This window comes from Mesotoga sp. Brook.08.YT.4.2.5.2., assembly GCF_003351125.1.
In the GTDB taxonomy this organism is placed as follows: Bacteria; Thermotogota; Thermotogae; order Petrotogales; family Kosmotogaceae; genus Mesotoga.
In genome coordinates this window covers 26717-45676 of record NZ_JPGZ01000014.1, presented here as the reverse complement: position 1 = coordinate 45676, position 18960 = coordinate 26717, and the positions used below count along the sequence as shown (strand labels likewise).

Genomic DNA, 18960 nt, shown 5'->3' with positions numbered 1-18960 from the left:
TTCTTGAAGACTCTTATAAAGTACATAGGAGCTCAAGCATTAGGTTCGATTTTTATTGGTCTGGTTGGGTTCATAATTTTCGTGAGCTTAGAGTTACTCTACTACTTGTCTGACATGATAATAAGATACAAGGTGGGCATAGATAAGCTCTTCTTGCTCATTTATTACAATCTTCCCGAGTTCATTGTTCTTGGAATACCGGTGGGAATACTCCTGGCTATCTTCTGGGTACTCTCGAGAATGAGATCGGACAACGAACTGATTGCCCTGCAGACGCACGGAATATCTCTCAAACGGCTCGTAATTCCCTTCCTGCTTATTGGGGTTCTTTTCAGCGGCTTTGCTTATCTGCTTAACGACTATCTTGTCCCCACGGCCTCAACAAAGGCAAGTGAGGCAATGGCAAGATTTGTTTACAGACAACCTGAAGTCACGCTGAGAGAAAATGTTTTCATGCAGGACGGTCAGGGGAGAATGATATACGTAAGAAGAATAGATCAGAAAACAAAAGAGCTTAAGAATGTCTCGATTTATGAGGTCTACAGAGGTCAGGTTACGTTGACGACTGCTGAGAGTGCCATCATTGTTCCAAATAAATGGATATTGAGTGATGCCAAGATTTACCAGACAGATGAGTCAGGCTTTCTGGGAGTTGAGATGCATTTCGGTACTGCAGAATTTGAAATTGATGACGACATTGAACGATACCTGGCGAGCTTCAAATCTCCGAAGGAGAAAACTAGTGCCGAGCTGAGAGAAGACATAAAGGCGTTCAAGAACACCGGCATAAATACTTCTTCGCTCGAAGTCGCTCTGCAGGAAAAGTATTCGATGTCGATCGCTCCTCTCGTTATTGTCTTGCTCGGTGTTCCGGTTTCGCTTATGTTCAATCTTCAATCGAAGTCTTGGTCGGTTATTCTGACCTTCTTGCTCGTTGTCATATATCAAGGATCGGGTGCATGGCTTAGCGGTATGGGGAAGGAGAATCTGATTAACCCCTCTCTTGCCCCGTGGATTCCGAATATCGTCTTTTCTATCCTTGGTGTCGTAATCTACTCGCTCATAGATACGAAAGCCAGTTACCGGCTTTCGGAATTCTTCACGAGAATCCTGAAGGGTTCCGCCATTGTTATAATCCTGCTTGTTCCAGGCTTACTCGAAGGATCAAATGTGAGGATCGTGGGGGGAACGATCGCTGGAACGAAAGACGGCAGAGAGATACTCATTGGAGACGGCGTGAGAGTAGAGTACTTCAGTGAGACTATGACGGCAACTATAGATGCGTCGAATGCCTCTATACTGAATATCGACTCCACACCGGAATCGATCTCATTCTGGGGTAACGTGAAGATGGTAAGTGACGAGACAACTATAGTCTCAGATAGATTGATTCTTGATCTAACGAACGAGAGAGTCGAAAGTATGCAGGTGTTCTCGCGCACTGAGATTGAAGTGCCAGCGTCCAGAGGCGATACATCCAAGACAGCTTCGAAAGTCCCGTTCTATGTTTACGGCGATTATGTTCAATCGACTATGGAAGCATCACCTACCCTGAACATAACGGACGGCTACATAACCACTTGCGATAAATCTCACCCCCATTACAGATTCAGGGTCTCATCGGCAGTTGTGACGCCTGGAAAGGGGATGTCGGTGCAGAACATGCTGCTGTACATCGGCAATATCCCGGTATTCTATCTGCCGTACTACTACTTCCCGCTAGACGACCCGGACAGACGTCCCTTCGATGTCGATCTTAGCGGAATTGCAGATGCTCAGACACGGATAACCGTTCGTTACCTGGAAGTCGACTGGCTTCTTCTTCAAGGAACGTGGTACAGAGATTGGATGTCTACCGAAGACGCCTTCACAGCAAAGTCTGTACTCTATACACCTATAGGTGAAATAGAATTCTTCGGTCAATTCGGCCAGCAGAAAGAGACAAGCTACGGCGCTTATGTCTTGCTAAAACCTTCTTTTGATCAAATAAGAATGCAGGGAGGCGCTCTATACATTAGCGGGCCTCCGTTAAAGGAACTTCAGACCCCCTTCACAGGCATTAACTTGGGAGAAAGCATTGTCAAGAACAAAGTAACTCAGCTTGATCCTTTCGCCGTGAAAGAGACGATGGGCGCGACCGAAATGCAGCTCGCTTATGTTCAAATACTCTCCCCCGAAGATTGGGAGTTGAAGCTAGATGTTATCGGAGCTTTCGCAAGATATGACGATAAGAATCTCTGGATGGTCAACGTTCAGAATCTAACGATTCCTTCGGATGAGATTATCGATGCTGGTTTCTTTAAGCTCAGTACCTCGGAGTTCAGAGTCAGCGGTCTTTTCGGCCAGCGATACATAAACAAGAATATCCTGTATTCTCTGAGAGCCAACGCTTCCGCAGTCAAGACTGAGGGAGCGCTGTTCGGTGCAGATTTTTCCGTTCAGTCTTTGAATTTCAAACTAGCATCAAACGCCGCTACTCTTACAGAACTTTTCAGTCCCTCCAATATGGAAGATTTCGTGCTTGAGGTAAATAAGTATCTCTTCGCTGCTGGGAATCTAAAGATCGGCGGCGACGTGAAGAGCACTTTCGACGCTTCTACTACTGAGCTTAACATTACTATGCCGGCAGATAACAAGGGTATCGGCCGCAACTATCTGACCTTTGCATCAGAAGACGGTAAATTGAAAATCAACGGAAGATACGCCCTGGACTACAATTCTATTCATGAAAAGAATAAGGATAGATTGTTCTGGATAGATCCCTTTGACATTGTATATGATGGCTTCATCTCTCTTGAACTGAAGTTCTATTTTGAATCGCGATACGACGGCTCTTTCAAGTTTGAAGGGAAGAAGTTACGTGTATACAAAGACATTGAACTGTACAAAGGTGAATGGGGACCGCTTTCGGTTGGAGTGGTCCTGGAGCCCGCGTATGAAGTGGGCTTCTACTATGATTCAGATGAAGGATGGAAACTCACTAAGAACGAGATACCTGTAACGCTCAAGAACGAGCTTACCTATAGACCATTTGACTGGTACTACGTCAGTGTGCAGTACAATCCAGTGCTAACCTATGACTTCCTGAAAGAGGAATGGCGCCTCGACCACCCGGGAAAGCTGCTGACTGGAATTGAGACGGAGGTCCTCAAGGCCGATTATGTTCTTGAATTGGACTATGAAGAACTGGTGGCCAGTCCTACCGAAATGAATTGGCTGGGAAAGGGCCTTCTTAAGACCGAAGGAGAAGTTGAGTTCTGGGGTCTGAAGTTCGGTCAGAAGACAGAAACAATTTTCATGCCTGTTACTTCCAAAGCCTCAGAGACTGCCTACTCCTTCACTTTCGATTCGAAGGTCTTCTCACATAAGACCGAGAGCAAAGTATTCTGGCAGAGTGAAGACATGTTTGACGACTTCGTCAACAAGGAGAGATTGACCCTCGAAATCGCTACCGAAACAAAACTTGAATTCACTCTCGACTGGACTTTCGATGCCTCGCCAAATGTTGCTGAAGATGAAAGAATGCTGAAGGATCTGGTCTTTGGTTCCTCTATCAAGATCAAAGATTTCGCCTCATTTGGAGTGAAGTTCAGATATCCTTATCTCTCAGGCTCAAGAAAGATGTACGACAGATTGAAGTTTGAGGTGAATGACCTCTCGGTGGGAGAAGTCTCCTGGAGGGCAGCTTCACTGGACTTCACGACGGATTTCACGAAGTTCGATTCAAAGTACAAGTATCCCGAAAAGTATTTCACTAAATCAGAGTCTCAGGCTAGATTCCTGATATGGCAGTCAACAAGGCTGACTATTTCAACTTTCTCGGTCAGCGAGTATTTTATCGCGACCTCTACAGCGTCTGAAACAGGGTATTCAGCATACTCGTTTGGAGTCTCCAATGTCAAACTCGATAACAAGACTATCCTTGGGGGAAGAACGGCGAAATTCGAGGAGTTTGGACTCTCGATGGAGCTCCGTAAAGCAGAGGATTACTACTTCACTATGCACATCAACGAGCTTTTCTTCCCTATGGGCACGCTCTCTGATACTCCAGGAGTTCTCAACAGGCTCTCTCTGGGAATAGACGGAAGCGGTAAGAGGAGCTTCGTAGAGATTGGAACCTATGCAGGAGATGTCTCACTCTGGGATGAATCGATAACGAAGATTTCACCGATGTACTTCGATCTGCACTGTATGGCTCTGGAGCTTGTATTGAGGTTGGGCTTCGGGAGCGAAATCAACACGTTCCAGGACTCCCTTGAGACAATTGCACTAAAATTCTATATAAAGGAACTGAAGGATAGGTATCTTGTGATTGGACTTCACAAGGGTGATCCATACTTCAGGTTCAGATTCTGAGGTGAGAATTGTTGACCGATTACGTCAAAAGAAAGGAATTGCTTCTGGAGCTCAATTCAAGTATAAGTGATTGCTCTCTTTGCCCGCTTAGCTCTTCGAGGACAAACACAGTACCCGGTGAAGGCTCAATCGAGACACCCGTTGTATTTGTCGGTGAAGGGCCAGGTGCCGATGAAGATGCTTCTGGTAGACCATTCGTGGGCAAGGCAGGCGAGCTTCTCACTAAAATACTGGACTCAGTGAAGCTTTCAAGGCAGGACGTCTTCATCACAAATATCGTTAAGTGCAGACCCCCAAAGAATAGAGTTCCGTCTGCAGAAGAACAGAGAGCTTGCTCCCCATATCTTCTCTCACAACTGGCTATAATAAAACCTAAATTGATTGTTGCTCTGGGCGCCACTGCACTTTCGTATTTCGTTGAAAGAGATGGACTCCAGATAACGAAGGTGAGGGGGCAGCTCTTCGATTGGATTGGAGGTATAAAAGTATTCGTCATGTTCCATCCAAGTTATCTGCTTAGAAACGCATCAAGAGCCCCAGGTTCACCAAAGAGTCTTACTTGGGAGGATATCCAGAAAGTCAGAAAGATGTACGATCAACTACTGGCTGGAGAGGAAATTGACATATAGGAGGAAAGCATGGCCGAAAACTATTTGGTGACAGGAGGAGCGGGATTCATAGGTTCACATGTTGTGGATGAGCTTATAGCCGCCGGTAAGATTCCAATCGTTGTTGACAATCTTTCGAGTGGGAAGATTGAGAACCTGGATCCAAGAGCACTGTTCTATGAGCAAGACATCACAGACCAAGAGATGATGGAAAAGGTCTTCATGCTTCACAGACCTGTCGCTCTCTTCCATCTGGCAGCCCAAATAAGCGTTTCTAGATCGGTAAGAGAACCCGAAGAAGACGCGATGATCAACATAATAGGAACCCTGCGACTTCTGAAGATCGCTGCAAAATACGGAGTCAAGAAAGTCGTCTTCTCATCGACGGGAGGAGCGATCTATGGTGATGAGGTCAAGAAGATACCTACAGATGAGGAAGAGCTTCCGAAACCGCTTTCTCCATATGGCATTGCGAAGTTCTCAACCGAGAACTATCTGAGGTTCTTCTCCAATGAGCTTGGCATGAATTATGTGGCTCTGAGATACGCGAATGTTTATGGGCCCAGGCAGGACCCATACGGAGAAGCTGGAGTCGTCGCGATTTTCTCCGAGAGAATGCTCCGAAATCAGGAGGTCGTCATTTTCGGTAACGGAGAATGTGTAAGGGACTACGTTTTCGTCTCTGATGTTGCAAAGGCGAATCTTCTGGCACTCGAAAAAAGTGAAGATTGCATAATGAACATAGGAACCGGAAAGGGAACCTCAGTCAACGAGCTATTCACACAAATGAAGAGAATCACTGGCTATGCAAGAGAAGCCATTCACAAAGAACCGCGTCCGGGCGACCTGAAGAAATCGATTCTAGATGCGAATAAGGCTAGAAACCTACTAGGATGGGAGCCTGAAGTGAAGCTTGAAAAGGGGCTTGAGAGTACAATTGAGTATTTCAGAAATGAACTGGTCTCCTCTTAGTGAGAGATTACGACCGCGAGAGTTCGACGATGTAGTAGGACAGGAACATCTTACAGGAAAGAAGGGAATAATTCGAGGTGCCGTCGAGAGCGGCAAACTCTTTTCAATGATACTTTACGGCCCACCTGGAACCGGAAAGACAACTATCGGAGAAATCATCAGATCAAAGCTGGGAAACCGATATCACTTCGAGTTCTTTAGCGCGAGTCTCCAAGGAACGGCTGATCTCAAGAAGCACTTTGAGCACGCCGAGAGACTGAAGAAAGTAGGTCAGCAACTTGTGCTCTTCGTGGATGAGATCCACAGATTGAATAAGAGCCAGCAGGACGTATTTCTTCCTGTTACGGAAAAGGGCTTGATAATACTGATCGGGGCGACAACGGAGAATCCCAGTTTCGAAGTCAATCCTGCGCTTCTCTCCCGCTGTCGTCTCGTAATTCTCAAGGGTCTCAACGAAAGCGATATTGACAATCTTCTGAAGAAGGCCCTTGAGAAGGACAGGGTTCTCAAGAGTTCGGGAGTGACCGTCTGCGATGAAGTAATCGAAGTGATTTCTCAGAGCAGCGGTGGAGATGCCCGGATTGCTTTGAACCTTCTCGATACTCTTGTGGAGAGCGCTGCGGCTCTTGACAGAACCTCTCTTGATCTTCAGGTTATGAACGAGCTTTCTGTACTTCCTTCGGGAAGGTATACCAAGAAGGGCGAGGAACATTACGATCTGATCTCCGCTTTCATTAAGAGCATGAGAGGAAGCGATCCAGACGCAGCTCTTTACTATATGCTGCGAATGCTAGAGGGAGGTGAAGACCCGAAGTTTATTGCCAGGAGAATGGTAATCTTTTCTTCGGAAGATATCGGCCTCTCCGATCCCATGGCGCTCGTTATTGCCAATGCCACCTTTCAGGCCGTCAGCAATGTAGGACTCCCTGAGTGCGTTCTGAATCTCTCCGAGGCCGCAATCTATCTCGCAGTCGCGACCAAGAGCAATAGAACCTGCAGCGCCATGATGAAGGCAAGGGAGATGGTCAAGGCTACACCTAATCTGGACGTACCTCTTAAGCTGCGCAATGCCGTGACGAAGATGATGAAAGAACTGGGATATGGTAAGGGATACAACTATCCACACACAACTGGAGGGTTTTCACGTGAGTATTATCTCCCAGAATCCATAAAGGAGGAAGTCTTCTATGTTCCCGGAACTAACGGAAAGGAACGATACGTTCTTGAGAGACTTAGGTCACTATGGAAGGGTATGAAGCTCTACCCGGACGAAAAATGAAAAGCTTCATTCTAGAGGATGAAAAGATCATTCAGCTCGAAATCTCCGACATAACCCAACAGGAAGTTGACGTTATTGTCAATGCAGCCAATGGCTACATGAGGCACGGAGGTGGAGTGGCAGGAGCTTTGGTGAGAGCAGGCGGAAAGGAGATTCAGCTTGAAAGTGACGCATATGTTAGGCAGAATGGACCTTTAGGGATCTCCGAAGTAGCCGTAACCGGAGCCGGCAACCTGCTAGCAAAGAATATTATACACGTCTTTGGTCCACAGTATGGAGAACTTGACTTGGAAAACAAACTCTACAATTCGTTCACTAATGTTCTTAACAAGGCTGCCGAAATGGGAGCTGTTACGCTCGCCACTCCGGCAGTCTCCACGGGCATATTCGGAGTTCCGGTATCTATTTGTGCAGATCAGTTTCTGAAAGCGGTTGTAGATCATCTATCAAACAAGTCATCATCGTTGAAACTGATAAAGATGTGCTTGATGGACAAGAAGGCCTACGACGAGTTCCTCAATATCGCTCTAGACTACTTCAGTTCAGAAGGATAACTCTGTAAACTCCTTCTTCGAGAAGACTTTCAGCGGTTTCCTCATCCTTCGTCAGCCATACAGTGAAAACGTCAACATCCTGACCGGCATACTCTGAAGCGATAGGGTCGTTTTCAAGCACGTAGTTGTAGTCTTCTTCGTTAACCCTAACTATCTTGGGCGTTCCAAAGTAATCTGACGGCTTACTTCGATAATCATCGATGGTCATCCCTTCGTACGATTTGCTGCCAATATAACGAAGTATCGGTACGAAATCGTTTGCAGGCACATAGCCGGGCAGCTGAGTCAATAACCCACCATCACTTGTGAAGAACCAGAAAGTAGGCGTTCCCCGTATTTGGAAGTGGGCGTATAGATCACCATAGGTCATCTCCCTGACTTCTTCTCCAACTATGTAAGAAGCCGTTCCGGGATTACTCTTGTAGATCTGAGAGAAAATGAAGCCTGCTCGAAGCAGTTCCTCAACAGTCTCATCAGCAAGCGTCTCCTTAATAAATCTCACGCAATACCCACAGGTGTTATCTGAAAACATTACTATAGCTTCCTTCTCCTGGATCTCTGCCAGTCGCAGTGTCTTGTCAAAATCATCTAGCATTCCGACATAAGATAAGATCATCACAGGTAGAATCAGAGCAATCACAATCAGCATCTTTCTCATAAAATCAACCTCCCGTTACGAACTGTAATAAATTCAGATTGCCTGTCATCGTAATAAGTCCGGCAGCCAATAGCACTACGAAGACCGATATCCTAATAACCATTCTCCACTTACTCTCGCCACTAAACGAGAGCTTGGAGGTAAGCTTCGCTACAACTCCACTGAGGGTAAGGAATGGGATACTCAGACCTAATGAATAAACCAGAAGCATCATGCCACCCTCCGCTATCGCAGACTGGTTTGCAGCCAAGACAAGAATCGAACCAAGAATCGGTCCCGCACAAGGTACCCACACCAGACCGAGAACGGCTCCGAGCACAAAGCCACTAACAGCAGATCCTCCGAACTTCCAAACGTTAAGGTTTACTCCCCTAATTCCTATCTCGAAGAGATAGAGGAAGCCAAAGAGAATGAAGAGGCTTCCAGAAATAACATTCATCAGGACTTCATTCTGCCTTATGAACGTGCCAAGACCTGTTGCACCGATACCAAGAATGAAGAAGAAGATAGACATACCCAGTGTAAAAAACGCTCCTCTTATGAAGCGCGCCTTTGCATCATTTGCTCCACCCATAAGAACTCCAAAGAAGACTGGAATAAGCGGAAGAATACATGGAGAGAAAAAAGAAAGCAATCCCCCTAAGAAGGCGCTGCCGTATGTCACGCTGGTTGTTACAATGGGACTAATCAATGGTGAAAGGCCGATTGTTCCGGTTGCTACAGAAGTCAATTCATTCATATTACCCCTCCCGGGTATATTATAAACTATTCTCGTTTTCCATGCAAATGAACTCTTTGTGAAGAAGTGTAGCATAAGGGCGGCATCAACCATCCGCCACCGAGAATGAGGCTTTACATTGAAGAGCAAGTTTTTTTGCGAATGAATTCTTAGGATCTCTGTTATCAACTCTTGATTCTCCGGGCAATGATGCGCTTTCCATGTTTTACTTGAGGAAGAGAGTACTCAGACTTTGTCTCTTTGCCATCGTTGATTCAAGAGCGATTAAGAGTAGCTTGGCGCTGCGCTCGGAAAGGTTTGTTCTGGAAAATCGCCGTGTTTCTTTGAGTTTGGTGGAACACGTATCAATGGAGGAAGTTTATGGAGGGAAGACTGAGCGTACCTGACGGAAAGATCTGGTATGAAGTCAAAGGCAAGGATCAGGAAAAGACTCCTCTGATTGCTATTCATGGCGGTCCCGGTGTTCCACACAATTATCTGAAGACAATCGAGTTACTGGCCGACGAACGACCGGTGGTTTTCTATGATCAACTGGGGTGTGGAGAATCCAATAGACCTGAGGAAAGGACTCTTTGGAGAATCGATAGGTTTGTGAAGGAAATCGAGTGTCTAGTTGCCGATCTCGGCTTTCCTAAACCTTTTCTTTTAGGCCAATCCTGCGGAACGGTCCTTGCCTGCGAGTACTCTTTGAAACATCCTGATCGCGTTAAGGGACTGGTTCTATCAGGACCCGCGATGAGCATTTCGAGGTTTGAGGAGGACGCAAGGTGACTCATGGTAACATTATCCGATGAATCAAGAGCTGCGATACTTGAGGCGGAAAAAAGCGGTGACTTCGGAAAACCTGGCTATCAGGATGCGATATCGGAGTTCTACAGCAAGTACGTATGTAGAATGGAAACCTGGCCCGAATGCATGAACGATGGTGTAGCAGGGATAAGTGGGAAGTATACAATTATATGTACGGTCCGAGCGAGTTCACTGTGACTGGTACACTGAAGGGTTACGATCTGAGCCCTCGCCTTAGTGAAATAGAGATTCCTGTTTTGCTGCCCTGCGGAGAATACGACGAGGCGACACCAGAAACAACATCCTTTTACGCAAGCAAATTTCGAAACGCAACAGTGAGGGTATTCGAAGATGCTTCTCACGAGCATCATCTCGAAAAGACAGTAAAATACATTCAAGAAGTACGCAGCTTTCTTGATCGTATCGAGAACTGATCAAGGGGAAAACGGTATCTCAACTCAGTGATTCTTCCGAGAGATCACCGCGTTCAGCACAGACTTATTCCTTCTGAACAGCAGGCCTGTATATGATCAGTTCCGAACCTGCAGGAATACGGTCAACCCTAATCAGATCGGGGTTGTATTTCATAATCTCAGAGGTATCGATACGGTACATTTCGGATATCGACCTCAGCGTTTCGTTCCACCCTATAGTATGGATAAAGCCCGTCCCCACCGACCAGTTGTTATCTACGGATGCGCTAACTACAAATCTTCCAAGCACATGATCGATGATCACTTCGGAAACCTCGAGCATGACATCCCTAACCACCGGCCTTCTCTCAAACATGCTGTACCCACCGCCACCGCCGGCCCGATAGCTGCTCATAACTACTTCGTACTTTTCATCCATATCGACAGGCTTTCCCTGATACCTGATACTAAGTACTCTCTCACCAACCGGTCTATCCACAGCAATTATGTATTCTATTCCTTCCCACATATCATAATCTCGACTCGTTAGCTTTGGAGTCAACCAACTTTCTGAGATGGATATCTTGTTGTCAGTACAAGTGAAGTATTCTGCGCTCCTTTCCAGGGCGGCTTTGATGTCTGAACCGGATACCTGAATAACCTTCAAAGTGCTTGACATGGGGTAGATCGAGATAAGATCCCGAATTGTTATTGGCCCTGTCTTCCAGCCTGTAATTTCGTCTGTACAAATGGCGGCACACGAGATCGTTGCACCGGTCGCTTCCATCTGAACTCTGTTTATGAACTGAGCAAGAGGATTATCCTTCATCTTAGCTTCAAGCGGATCTTCTATGAAGAAATCTCCAATAGAAAACCCGACCGGTCTTTCAAGCCATTTCTGGACTCTTGTTTCGAAGTCCTTCAAAGCTCCAACGACATAGTCGTCAGGATCATATGAAGCCATAGACACCTGCTCGACCGACTTTTCAACGATCTGCCAGCCGTCTTCTATTCTCTCCAGCTTCAAGTCAACCTTGCCGACAAACCTTCCGAGACTGGACGGTTGAGAGACAACTACTCCGTCTATTATCTCGGCGATAGTCCTATGTTGATGCCCCGTAAGAAGCACATCAATACCCTCGATTGTCTTTACAAGTTCAAAACCTACATTCTCGTCCGTAAGCTCCTCGGTTGGTTCTCCCGTAGTGAGATCTCTTTCAAAGCCTCCGTGATAAGCAACTATAAGCACATCGACTTCATCTTTGAGTTTAGGAACAAGTTTCTCTGCAACGTTCACAGGGTTAAGAAATGCAAGCCCGGCGATATGTTCTGGATCCTCCCATCTTGGGATAAGGTTCGTGGTTAGGCCGAGAATCGCAATTCTTACGTTCTCGCCTTCTTCTTCAAGAGTTATTATCGAATACGGCTGAAACACATGTTCAGCAGAGTCATCGAAGACAATGTTCGCTGAGAGAAAGGGAAACTCTGCCGAGACCATCGCGTCCTCAAGATTACGTGGGCCGTAGCTGAATTCGCAATTTCCTATCGTAGAGGATGTCAAATCGATCAAGTTCATAGCCCTTATAACAGGATTGATGCCTGAGTTGTCGATCTTCGCAAAGAAATACGAAAACGGCGTTCCCTGGATCAGATCACCTGTATCTATAACAAGTGTGTGTGGATTGGTATGTCTAATTTGACTGACGAAAGAAGAGATCTTTGCCAGACCTACGTCCGAAGAATTTCCCGTCACATAGTCGACAGGAAAAACGCTCCCATGTATGTCGCTTGTATGGAGAATTGTAAGATGAAAATCCGAAGCAAATGAAAGTACAAGAGAAGAGATAATGAAAAACGAAGTAAGGAGCCTTCGCACCTAAACCCCTCCTTTAGCCTCACACCTCAAATTGTGCAGCGAGAAAAGAAAGCGGGATGACAGGCATCCCGCAGAGATTCATCTTGCTGCTAACTTAGAGTCAATTGAGAAGATTCCGTTGATGTTATCGCCGACCATCCTCAGCCTCTTCACGACATCCCTGAAGGTCTTTTCCTCTTCAACCTGTTCAGTGACATACCACTGAAGAAAATCATTCGTTGCGTAATCCCCTTCTTCATCGGAAATCGTGACGAGATTGTTGATCCTTGAAGTGATGTATTTCTCATGTTCGAGTCCTTTTTCGAACACATCTAAAATCGACTTGTAGTTAATGGTCGGTTTCTCAATGCCTGGAATATCAACGGTTGCATCTACGTCCTTAAGGTAATCAATGAACTTCATTGCGTGTTCTTCTTCCTCTTTGGCCTGCTTCCACATGAAGTTCTCCGTACCGAAGTATCCGTTCTTGTGTGCCCACGCGGCCATTCCCATGTAGATAAAAGCAGACTCGAATTCAGCCTTTATTTGAGCGTTGATCTCCTTTTCCATTCTTGCAGTTATCATAGTTAGCCTCCTTCTCCATTCGGTTTAAGCGTCAACAGTTCCTTCATGATATTTTACCACCGCGAAGAGAACTCTCAAAGTATCTTAACGAGTTGGAACCAGCAGTTCACTCTCTGAGCTGTTCTAATAGACTTATACGAAGCAACCTATTCTTAGTTATTTGCTGCCTTTCGATTTGGAATGTCAATCTCATAAATGTATAATCTCTACATAAGGACGGCCAATTTCTCAACAAAGGGGGGTAATAACAATGAGGAAGATCTTCTTGTTTTTCTCAGTGCTGCTGATTGCAGCGGCGCTGATGGCGGCACCACTGAAAGTTGCTTTTGTCTACGTAGCACCGGTCGGCGATGGTGGCTGGAGCACCATGCACAATGAAGGTAGGCTTCATCTCGAGAGAGTTTTCGGGGATCAGATAGTAACTGATTTTATTGAAAGCGTTCCCGAAGGTGGAGAAGCCGAAATTGTGTTCAGAGGATATGCTCAAAGAGGTTATGATTTGATCTTCGGAACCAGTTTTGGCTACATGGACCCTATGGTAAAAGTATCTCAGTCTTTCCCCAACTCAACCTTCATGCACTGTTCGGGTTATATGACCACTGACAATCTCGGTACATATTTCGGAAGGATGTACGAACCGAGGTTCCTTAGCGGTCTAATCGCAGGAGCAATGACCAAGAGCAACATCATTGGCTATGTTGCTGCCTACCCGATTCCGGAGGTTATTCGAGGAATCAACGCTTTTGCAATGGGCGTTCAGTACGTGAATCCGGATGCAAAGGTTCATGTGGTCTGGTCGAATACTTGGTTTGACCCAGCAAGAGAGAAGGAAGCTGCGGAGTCCCTACTCGATATCGGTGCAGATGTCATAACACAGCATCAAGACTCTCCTGCCCCACAGCAGGCTGCAGAAGACCGAGGCGCGCTTTCAATAGGATACAACAGCGACATGACCGCCTTCGCTCCAAACGCATTCCTCGCAGCCCCTGTATGGAACTGGGGTCCTTTCTACGAGTACGTAGTGAGAAGAGTTATGGACGGTACCTGGACCAATGAGCAGTATTGGGGCGGTATTAAGGACGGAGTAGTCGATATCTTCGTTGGCGACCTAGTACCCCAAGGAGTGGCAAAGCTTGTGATGTCGATGAGAGAGGCGATAATCGAGGGTATTATGCACCCGTTTGACGGACCGGTGTATGACCAGTCTGGAACACTGAGATACGGCAAAGGCGAGAGGCCATCGGATAGTGATCTTCTCAGTATGGACTGGTTCATCAATAACGTTGTAGGTAAAATACAGTGAAAACACTGAGGGGCCTTCTGGCCCCTCAATTTCTTTCTTTGGAGTGATATTTCTTGGCTGATCTTTCAGTTCTCGAAATGAGAAACATCACTAAAGCCTTTCCAGGAATTCTTGCAAATGATAACATTTCGTTCGATCTCCGAAAGGGAGAAGTGCACGCTCTACTTGGAGAAAATGGAGCAGGCAAGACGACCTTAATGAATATCCTTTTCGGAATTTACAAGCCCGATGGTGGAGAGATTCTCATTGAGGGAGACAGGGTGTCGATCTCTTCACCTCATAATGCGCTGAAGCGGGGAATAGGAATGGTGCAGCAGCATTTTACTGTAGTTCCCTCCTTCACGGTTGCCGAGAATGTTGTTCTCGGCTTGAAAGACATGGGCTTCTTTGTAAACACAAAATCAGTTGAATCGAGCATAAAGAATCTGGGAGAAAGCTATGGCCTACCCGTGAATCCGAAGGCAAGGGTCTGGACTCTCTCGGTCGGAGAGAAACAGCGAATCGAGATTCTAAAGTTGCTTTATACCGGCGCGAAAGTCATCATTCTTGACGAGCCAACGGCAGTCCTTACTCCTCAAGAGACTGAAGTCTTGTTCAGAGCAATAAGAAAGCTCGTGAGTGAAGGCTCTTCAGTGATCTTCATAAGTCACAAACTTGACGAGGTGCTCCAAATAAGCGACAGGGTTACGGTATTGAGAGGTGGCAGGTTTGTTGGAACTGAAGAGAGAAGTTCAATTGATAGAAGATCTCTCGTAAGAATGATGGTTGGAAGAGACGTTTTGCTGGACTTCGAGAAATCAACAAAGGAACCTGGTACTACTGTTCTGGAAGTTGAAGACTTGACCGTGAAAAATGACAAGAATCTTGAAGCGGTGAAGAGCTTGAGTCTGAACATCCGCTCTGGTGAAATACTAGGCATCGCAGGGGTCGCGGGTAATGGGCAAAGAGAGCTTGCAGAAGCCATTTATGGCCTTAGAAAACCTGTTCACGGTACGATTCGCTTGAACAGCAAGACTCTTCGTCACACGGATGTCGCTCAAAGAATTCGGGCAGGCGTGGCATTTGTTCCCCAGGACAGGAGAGCTCTGGCTACATGTCCCTCGCTGTCAATTACTGAGAACATGTTTATGAAGAACGCCCACACGAAGTACATTCCTCAGTCTCCGTTCAACGTAGATTTTCGTGCAATGCAGAAGGCCACGGAGCGACTCGTCAGCGAGTATTCGATTTCAACTCCGTCGACCAAGACTCAGGCAAGATTTCTTTCCGGAGGAAATCTTCAAAAACTCGTACTCGCGAGAGAGCTGTCAACTAAGCCAACTGTAATCATTGCAGAGCATCCTACAAGAGGTTTAGACGTGGGAGCAATGGAGTTTGTCTATAAATCCCTTCTTGCTCATAAGGATCGAGGAGCGGCTATCCTGCTTCTAGCCGGGGAACTCTACGAGATATTCAGGCTTTCAGATAGGGTTGCTGTGATGTATGAGGGTCAGATAATGGGGTACACACCTCCTGATCCAAAGTATACAGAGGAAATTGGTTTCATGATGGCCGGTTCAAAACAGGAGGAGATCGCGTGAAGTTGAGAATAGAAAAGAGGCTAGCCGTCCCCAGATACTCCTCTATCCTTGTACCGATACTCTCAGTGGCCGCTGCGTTGCTGCTGATGGGAATCATTCTGTTGATCTTCTTCTACGGCCGACTTGGAACCCTGTCTCTTGCATTCAAAGAGACGTTTGAAGCATACAAGGAAATGTTGACTTGGCCCTTTGCGAACAGATACGGGATATTCAGTACACTAATGAGGATGGTCCCGCTGGCTTTCGTTGGGCTCGGCCTTTCATTTGCATACAGAATGAAGATATGGAACATAGGAGGTGAAGGCCAGCTCTATATGGGAGCATTGGCCGCTACCTGGGGAGCTCTTTACTTATTCAAAGATGTCACTTCGCCAGTACTTATGATTCTCCTAATTTCAGTTCTAGGAGCGGCAGCGGGTGGCATTTGGGCCTTAATTCCTGCATTAATGAAGGCATTTGCAAAGACCGACGAGATAGTGGTAACTCTTATGCTCAACTATGTCGCAATATTCTGGGTAGATTATCTTGTATACGGACCGTGGAAAGACCCGAAAGGTTATGGATTCCCGGGGACCGCGCCTTTTCCTCAGCAGGCAAGATTTCCGACTCTCTTCGGAGGCGAATTTCACATTGGCTTTTTCCTGGCAGTCGTGTTGGCGTTCATTCTCTTCTATGTGTACAGAAGGACAAGGTGGGGAATGAACTCGAGAATCGTAGGGGACAATGCGCAAGCAGCCAGATACTCGGGAATCAGCATAATAAAGTACACGATCATTGCGCTCGTTGTTAGCGGAGCAATAGCGGGCTTGGGAGGGGCCGTACAAATGATGGGAGTGCAACACAGACTGCAACACGGCTTCTCTCCAGGATACGGATACACTGCGATCATTGTAGCCTGGCTGGCCAAGCTGAACCCGATTGCAATTCTGCTTGTCGCATTTCTCTTCGGAGGACTACTCGTAGGAAATGATCAGCTTCAGATGTTCTATAAGCTGCCGATGGCTCTGATATCTGTATTTCAGGGGCTGGTACTTTTCAGCCTTCTCGGAGGAGAGGCTATTGCCAAATATAGATTGAGGGTATCGAGAGAGGAGGCAGTCACGAATGAATAATATCGAGTCTTTCATTCTCTCGACACTCAGCGCTACAGTCAGAGCGGGAACTCCTCTGCTGTTCGCGGTTCTCGGCACGATCTTCACTGAAAGATCGGGAGTGATGAATCTCGGATTAGAGGGTCTCATGCTGGTCGGAGCTATTGGAGGCTTCGTCGCCTCATATCAGACTTCAAACCTTCTACTTGCTATACTCGTCGCAATGCTTGCAGGAGCCGTTCTCGGCCTTGTTCATGCCTTCTTCACAGTAACTCTCAGAGTGAACCAGATCGTCAGCGGGCTCGCCATAACTATGCTCGGAACCGGTCTAAGCGGTTTGTGGGGAAGAGACTACATCGGGGTAATCGCAAAGCGTTTTCAGCCTATAAGAATTCCTGTATTATCGGATATTCCATATTTGGGTCAGATTCTTTTCAGTCACGACCTTCTCGTCTACATAAGTTTTCTGCTTGTTCCCGTCATGTGGTTCTTCATTTACAAGACACGACCCGGACTGACCCTAAGAGCAGTAGGCGAATCTCCCGATGCCGCAGATGCTAAGGGTATAAATGTATTCGCAGTCAGATACATCTACACTATTCTGGGAGGTTCAATTACAGCAATAGGCGGAGCTTATCTCTCGTTGGCCTATAACTCGATGTGGATCGAAAACATGACGGCCGGCAGGGGGTGGATAGCCATAGCTCTTGTGCTATTCGCAACCTGGGATCCTGTGAAGGCCTTGATAGGTGCATATCTCTTCGGAGGAATAACTGCCCTTGGATTGAGATTACAAGCAGTAGGAGCTCACGTCTCACCCGACTTTCTCAAGATGCTTCCATATTTGCTCACAATTGTCGTTCTCTTTTTCACTTCGACAGATACGCTGAAGAGAAAGGTAGGTGCGCCGACATCACTGGGAGTACCATATTCAAGAGAAGAGAGAACCTAAAGGAAACAATACGTTCGTTTTTACTGTTGATCCGTAACATTGTTTTGTGGTATAAATTTCCTATCAAAGATATTCGGAGGTTCAAAGTGATGACTCGAGCAGCATTCATAAGTTTTGCATACGCTTATTGGTTTAGGAGGAACGTCCTTTCTTCGGACTCCTCCGGTGTGTGCTTGAGTTAAAATACACTAGAGAGTATAAAAAGAGAGGACGTTGAGAAGCGTCCTCTCTTTTTATTTTAGGAGGGATGTAGAATGAAGCGGGTTCTTGTATGTGTATTACTACTTATTGGAGTTCTTGGTTTCTCAACGCAGACAGTCGGAATTACTTCGATCGTCGAACACCCAGCGCTAGATGCAGTTAGAGACGGAATTATCGATGTACTTGAAGAGAATGGTTTCAAGGATGGAGAGAATATCGTAATCGATTTTCAGAACGCCCAGGGATCGGTATCAACCGCAGTAACAATAGCAAAACAGTTCGTTTCTCTGAACCCTGCAGTGATGATTGGAATTGCCACTCCTTCGGCACAGGCGCTGGTGAACGCCTCGAAGACAATTCCAATAGTCTTCAGTGCCGTCACCGACCCAGTTAGTGCCAGTCTAGTTCCTTCATTTGGCAAAAACCCGGGAAATGTAGTTGGAATCAGCGATATGACGCCAGTCAAGACTCAGCTCCAGCTTCTCAAACTGACTCTGCCACAAGTTGAGACGGTAGGGATTATCTACAATTCAGGAGAGGCAAACTCTGTAACGATAAGGGAGTTTGCCAAAGAGGCTTGTGACGCTCTGGGAATGAGGTTAGTCGATATTACCGGTTCCACAACAGTTGAAATGGTCACCTCTCTTAACGCTCAGATCAAAGATGTTGATGCTATCTACATCGGTACCGACAACACCGCAGCCTCGAGCATCCAGTCGATTTCCAAAGTCGCTCTAAGAGAGAAGATAGCGATAGTCGCGGCTGACATTGACATCGCAAGATCGGGCGGCCTCATCGGCTTTGGATTCAACTACTATCAGGTCGGTAGAGCTACTGGAGAGCTTGTCGTTGAGATTCTTAAGGGTACTCCTCCATCGGAACTTGAGACAAAGATACTTGGACAGGATTCCCTGATTCTTTTCGTAAACACTGACATTGCAGAAGAAATCGGTATTGAGATACCACAGTCTGTTCTTGATCTCGCAAACATCGTTGTAACTAATGGTGTAGAGACGGAAAGGTAA

Annotated in this window: 16 protein-coding genes; 12 read left to right on the top strand and 4 right to left on the bottom strand. The window is 46.4% G+C overall.

All coding sequences use genetic code 11. The features are described from left to right. The first annotated feature begins 3 nt into the window (after window positions 1–3). From Q502_RS05080 to Q502_RS05060, 5 genes are read left to right on the top strand one after another with little or no spacing between them, the layout of a single operon-like run. Window positions 4–4356 (top strand): LptF/LptG family permease, encoded by a 4353-nt coding sequence (locus tag Q502_RS05080; protein WP_099830728.1) that lies wholly within the window; start codon window positions 4–6, stop codon window positions 4354–4356. Window positions 4357–4367: 11 nt separating this feature from the next. After that, the gene (locus Q502_RS05075; RefSeq protein WP_099830775.1) at window positions 4368–4985 is read left to right on the top strand and encodes a uracil-DNA glycosylase family protein; all 618 of its coding nucleotides are present in this window, start codon (window positions 4368–4370) and stop codon (window positions 4983–4985) included. Window positions 4986–4994: 9 nt separating this feature from the next. Continuing rightward, a complete protein-coding gene (locus tag Q502_RS05070; protein ID WP_099830727.1) occupies window positions 4995–5936 on the top strand; it encodes an NAD-dependent epimerase/dehydratase family protein in 942 nt (313 codons plus the stop codon). Next, window positions 5902–7215, top strand: a complete 1314-nt coding sequence (locus Q502_RS05065) for a replication-associated recombination protein A (RefSeq protein WP_099830726.1) — start codon at window positions 5902–5904, stop codon at window positions 7213–7215. The genes Q502_RS05070 and Q502_RS05065 overlap by 35 nt, the downstream gene beginning before the upstream one ends. Further along, complete coding sequence (locus Q502_RS05060; protein WP_099830725.1) at window positions 7212–7769, top strand: macro domain-containing protein; 558 nt, start codon at window positions 7212–7214, stop codon at window positions 7767–7769. Before Q502_RS05065 ends, Q502_RS05060 begins: the two co-directional genes overlap by 4 nt. Here Q502_RS05060 and Q502_RS05055 read toward each other — a convergent pair. Further along, window positions 7753–8427, bottom strand: a complete 675-nt coding sequence (locus Q502_RS05055; protein WP_099830724.1) for a thioredoxin fold domain-containing protein — start codon at window positions 8425–8427, stop codon at window positions 7753–7755. The two genes, Q502_RS05060 and Q502_RS05055, sit on opposite strands and share 17 nt — an antisense overlap. A gap of 4 nt (window positions 8428–8431) precedes the next feature. Beyond that, on the bottom strand, window positions 8432–9166 hold the full coding sequence (locus Q502_RS05050) for a cytochrome c biogenesis CcdA family protein (protein WP_099830723.1): 735 nt from the start codon (window positions 9164–9166) through the stop codon (window positions 8432–8434). A 360-nt stretch (window positions 9167–9526) separates the two neighbouring features. On the opposite strand from Q502_RS05050, the gene Q502_RS14585 reads away from it, so the two are divergent. Together Q502_RS14585 and Q502_RS14580 are read left to right on the top strand one after the other, a co-directional pair. After that, the gene (locus tag Q502_RS14585) at window positions 9527–9937 is read left to right on the top strand and encodes an alpha/beta fold hydrolase (RefSeq protein ID WP_243392420.1); all 411 of its coding nucleotides are present in this window, start codon (window positions 9527–9529) and stop codon (window positions 9935–9937) included. Window positions 9938–9940: 3 nt separating this feature from the next. Next, window positions 9941–10153, top strand: a complete 213-nt coding sequence (locus Q502_RS14580; RefSeq protein WP_243392419.1) for a hypothetical protein — start codon at window positions 9941–9943, stop codon at window positions 10151–10153. Between the two features lie 300 nt (window positions 10154–10453). On the opposite strand, the gene Q502_RS05040 is transcribed toward Q502_RS14580, so the two are convergent. Beyond that, window positions 10454–12244, bottom strand: coding sequence for a 5'-nucleotidase C-terminal domain-containing protein (locus tag Q502_RS05040; protein WP_099830722.1), 1791 nt, complete (start codon window positions 12242–12244; stop codon window positions 10454–10456). 78 nt (window positions 12245–12322) lie between these two features. Then, a complete protein-coding gene (locus Q502_RS05035; protein ID WP_099830721.1) occupies window positions 12323–12808 on the bottom strand; it encodes a ferritin in 486 nt (161 codons plus the stop codon). A 250-nt stretch (window positions 12809–13058) separates the two neighbouring features. On the opposite strand from Q502_RS05035, the gene Q502_RS05030 reads away from it, so the two are divergent. The 5 genes from Q502_RS05030 (at window position 13059) to Q502_RS05010 (ending at window position 18960) form a co-directional block, all read left to right on the top strand. Next, on the top strand, window positions 13059–14111 hold the full coding sequence (locus tag Q502_RS05030; RefSeq protein WP_099830720.1) for a BMP family ABC transporter substrate-binding protein: 1053 nt from the start codon (window positions 13059–13061) through the stop codon (window positions 14109–14111). 53 nt (window positions 14112–14164) lie between these two features. Beyond that, window positions 14165–15691 (top strand): ABC transporter ATP-binding protein, encoded by a 1527-nt coding sequence (locus Q502_RS05025; protein ID WP_099830719.1) that lies wholly within the window; start codon window positions 14165–14167, stop codon window positions 15689–15691. Beyond that, a complete protein-coding gene (locus tag Q502_RS05020; protein ID WP_099830718.1) occupies window positions 15688–16803 on the top strand; it encodes an ABC transporter permease in 1116 nt (371 codons plus the stop codon). Before Q502_RS05025 ends, Q502_RS05020 begins: the two co-directional genes overlap by 4 nt. Beyond that, entirely contained in the window at window positions 16796–17734 is a 939-nt protein-coding gene (locus Q502_RS05015; RefSeq protein WP_099830717.1) for an ABC transporter permease, read from the top strand. The genes Q502_RS05020 and Q502_RS05015 overlap by 8 nt, the downstream gene beginning before the upstream one ends. A gap of 254 nt (window positions 17735–17988) precedes the next feature. Continuing rightward, window positions 17989–18960: an ABC transporter substrate-binding protein gene (locus Q502_RS05010; RefSeq protein ID WP_099830716.1), complete on the top strand. Its 972-nt coding sequence runs from the start codon at window positions 17989–17991 to the stop codon at window positions 18958–18960.